This is a genomic window from uncultured Gimesia sp., assembly GCF_937910335.1.
Taxonomy (GTDB): domain Bacteria; phylum Planctomycetota; class Planctomycetia; order Planctomycetales; family Planctomycetaceae; genus Gimesia.
In genome coordinates this window covers 1-3,924 of record NZ_CALEMX010000275.1, presented here as the reverse complement: position 1 = coordinate 3,924, position 3,924 = coordinate 1, and the positions used below count along the sequence as shown (strand labels likewise).

Genomic DNA, 3,924 nt, shown 5'->3' with positions numbered 1-3,924 from the left:
CAAAAGACTGAAAAAATTGTGTCACTCACGTAATTTTGGGGACATGTCAATCGAAACTAACACGACTTCACCTTCTGAACAATAGAGTGCGAGATCGTAGGTTGGAAACTCGTATGAAATGAGTTTGCCACCCTCCCCATCGGATTCCCATGTTTCCTCAACGGGTTTGGTATCACTGAAAATCTGCTTGATCTCGTCTGTTGATTTTCCTGTTAGAGAGTCGACCCAACGTTTTAAGGCGTCCATGTCCGGTCGCTGATCTTTGATTGAAGCACCGCCAGTCGGAATTTTGACTACTGCTGGATCAGGCTTATTTGTCGGCGCGCATCCCGTGGCAAGGAAGAGGGATAGAGTGATCATGATAATGAAATATTGCATGAACTAAGTCTTCCGTAATTAATGTGATCAATCATCAGCGTAAGAGATGCAATCCGTTTCATGCTTTACTTACCCGCAGGAATCACAGGCAGGACGACATGTGAGGGCCTTGCTGCATCGTGAAAGACTTTTTGTTTTGCAGTTTGGAATCGGGTCGCCAGACCGATGTTGTCTTCACCCGTATTGGGATTGCGAAGATAATACGGAAAATAGCTGCTGGAAATTTCAATGCGGATGCGATGCCCCTTCGCAAAAACATTACCCGTTGGACGCCAGAAATCAATCTGGTATTCATAAGGCTGATTCGGTTTGAGTGTACTGAGCTTGTTCGGATTGAATGCACCACGTTTTTCGGGATCGCGATGCCGGGCACGCATCACGCCTTCACCAAGAAATAACGCCCGACCATCGGGATACACGTCGACTAAACGAATCATCCAGTCAGTATCGACGCCACTCGTGGCGCCAAACAGACTCGCTGTGATCGGGCCGACGATTTCCATATCTTCGGTCAACACCGGCGTATCATAAACCAGAACATCACGCCGCGCCGCAGACTTGCTGATGTCACGGGGCCCGTCGATGTGGCCATTGGTAAATCCCGCTGAGGGCGTCGGTTTGTCAGGGTCATAAACATATTCGTCCGCCTGTTCTTTGCCGGGGCCTTTTGTACTCAGACTTCCATCGCCATCGGAACTATTCGCTTTTCCGTCGCTGTGCAGATAATACTTAATGTATTTGGTTTGAGGTAAAGGCCAGTCCTGCGCCGCCCGCCATTTGTTACGGCCCATCACGAAAACATGCACGGGGGGATCTTCTAACACGCCGTTATCGATGTCTTTCAAGTGATAATCAAACCAGCGCAACACGTAACCGTCCCAGTCAATAATCGCCTGTTCGCCAAAATCAACACCGGCGGCTGTTCGATAACGGTTAATAATATGTTGCCAGGGACCGATCACAATTCGCGGCCGACGCGCGGCGGGAGTGCCCCCATGCTGCTTCATTCCCAGATAATTCATCGGCGTGCCAGGGAAATTTGCGTCGAACCAGCCGGAAATGGCCAATGAGGGAACCTTGACTTTCGCATAACTTTCCGGCGTCTGATAAGAAATGGCCCGCCAGTATTCGGTATCAGCCGTGTTTTGCAAGATCCATTTCCGCCACCAGGCATTCGGTTTGTAGTTTCGCGTTTTATCAAAGTCGATATAGGGCAGATTGGAATATGCTTTTTCACGATTGACGGCAAATCCACCGTAACCACCGGGGCCAGCACTATGCGGCAGACGTGCGGACATCGAGCCGGCCCAGTCCATCATCCAGCAGACAAAGATCCCGTTTTGATACGGACAATTATAAAAATGATCCGGCGGAGCCACTTCAGGCACGATCGCTTTTAATGAAGGCGGTGATTGCGAAGCCGTCCACCACGATGTCCAGCCCATGTACGACAACCCATACGTCCCCACGCTCTCACTGCACCACGGCTGTTTAGCAATCCACTCTACAAGGTCATAGCCATCGGTTTTGTGATGGGGAGAAAACGGGTCCCAATCACCCCCCGATTCAAATCGACCACGTGAATCAACATTCACCACCACGTAACCGCGCGAGGCAAAATTCTTCGCCCGCGCCATTTGCCCGTTTTTGTTATAAGGCGTCTGTTGTAAGATCGCAGGAAAGCGACCTTCCGCCTTGGGACGAAAAATATCAATCTTCAATGGCACGCCATCCCGCATCGGCGCATCCTGGTCGCGCTCTGCGACAACTTCGTAACGGACGGGTGAATATTCGCCCGGCGGTGGTGGTTGTGCAGTCGTGAGGGAGCCGAGCAAGGGAAAAACCGCAGCCACGATCAACGCGATCCGACCGCCAGATAAGATTCGAGAGAAGTCCATCGATTTCACTTTCCTGTTCTACGACTCGTGGCAGACGGGACCTCAAAACATCGCCCCACCTGGTTTCAGTATGTCTAAGCTTATTGGAATCATTGAGCAGACGGAAATCAACCATAGAGGTTGTCGTACTCGTTGATTACATGGATTCCTAACGGCGTAAGCTGTTACAGCGACACGATTCGAAACACATAGAGTTCGGCGTCCTGATCACTGACCACGTAGAGCCGCTTCGACTCCGGGTCCACGGCAACCCCCTCCGCACTCCGAATTTTGTCCCCGCTCTTCCCATTCTTTAAAGCGAAACTTTGGATGACACATCCTCGACTTCGATCAAATGTATAAATGCGTTTTGCTTCATCACTCACGATCCACAATAGATCGTGGACAACATCATAACACATTCCCGAAAAATCTAACTTTTTTGATTTGACCTTTTTACTAGTGAACCCGTTTCGCTCGTTCAATCGCTCGACGGCTACAATCCGGTCCAGGCTGGCGGTGATCGCAATCAGCAGCCCAGGTTTCGCTTCTTTGAGAAGCAAAAATTCAGAACGCAGAGAATCAAAGGTAATTCCCTCAAGGCCCTTGTTCTCGACCTCTTCAAAATGCACCGTGATATCAGAATATCCTTCAAGGTCCTTCAGCCGTCGAGAAGTAATTTGATCTCCGGTGAGAGGGTCATAGCCAATGATCTTACTGGCATCCTCATCGACCACCCAAATGTGCCCCTCAGCATCAAAAGTAATCCCTTCTAAACCGCGGTTGTCGATCTCCAGCGTCGAGAGGAGCTGGCCCTCGGTGTCGATCCGAAAAAGTCGGCGCGATTCATCGCAAACCGTCCACAGACAACCATCGGGTGCCATGGCAATGCCCGAAGGTTCAGAAAGCCCTGCCTCTTTTTGTTTGATCGAGAAGACAGATTCAAACTCCAGATCCAGCACGTTGGTCATTCAGATCAATCTTTCTACGATTGCGGAGTTCTAATTTTCATGCATGGGGCAAACGATTAAAAGTGGGGGGCAGATCTTGTACCATTCATCCCGACCCCCTTTAAACACTTCCACGCAAACGCCGTTCATTCTTTGGTGTGTTTCTTGATCTGTTCTTTTAGCAGTTTAATATTGGACTTCCTGTCCGGCCTTAACTGGTTTGATTTTTCCAGCTTTAGTAAAATATCAAGCCCGGCTTGGAAATGAGCCACCCCTGCTTCGCGTGTCTCTTCCGATTTCATCAGAAGTTTTCCTAAATTGTAGTTTGAAATCATCAAATCAATCTGGGCCCCAGCATTGGTCTTGTCGGCGGCCGCTAACTCCCTGCGGATTATGAAGCTTTGTTCATACTGGCTGCGTGCGTCGGTAAGGTTCTCCTCTTGCAGTAAAATATTCCCCAGTCTTTCATACAAAACGGAGAGGTCGCGCTGGGCACCTGCATTGGTCTTGTCGTCGGCCGCTAACTCCTTGCTTATTTTGAGGCTTTGTTCATACTGGCTGCTTGCCTCGGTAAGGTTCTCCTCTTGCAGGAAAATATCCCCCAGCTTGATGTATGAAACGGAGAGGTCGCGCTGGGCACTTGCATTGGTCTTGTCGGCGGCTGCTAACTCCTTGTCAATTTTAAGGCTTTGTTCATACTGGCTGCGTGCCTCGGTAAG

Annotated in this window: 3 protein-coding genes and 1 pseudogene; all 4 read right to left on the bottom strand. The window is 49.8% G+C overall.

What is annotated here, in order from left to right:
- Nucleotides 1-21: 21 nt before the first annotated feature.
- On the bottom strand, nucleotides 22-378 hold the full coding sequence (locus Q0668_RS11170; RefSeq protein ID WP_298864335.1) for a hypothetical protein: 357 nt from the start codon (nucleotides 376-378) through the stop codon (nucleotides 22-24).
- Nucleotides 379-443: 65 nt separating this feature from the next.
- Complete coding sequence (locus Q0668_RS11165; RefSeq protein WP_298864332.1) at nucleotides 444-2,276, bottom strand: CocE/NonD family hydrolase; 1,833 nt, start codon at nucleotides 2,274-2,276, stop codon at nucleotides 444-446.
- Between the two features lie 164 nt (nucleotides 2,277-2,440).
- Nucleotides 2,441-3,226 carry an SdiA-regulated domain-containing protein gene (locus tag Q0668_RS11160; protein ID WP_298864329.1) on the bottom strand — a complete coding sequence of 262 codons (786 nt, stop codon included), beginning with the start codon at nucleotides 3,224-3,226 and terminating at the stop codon, nucleotides 2,441-2,443.
- Nucleotides 3,227-3,351: 125 nt separating this feature from the next.
- Nucleotides 3,352-3,924: pseudogene (locus tag Q0668_RS11155) on the bottom strand (hypothetical protein); the annotation flags it as partial.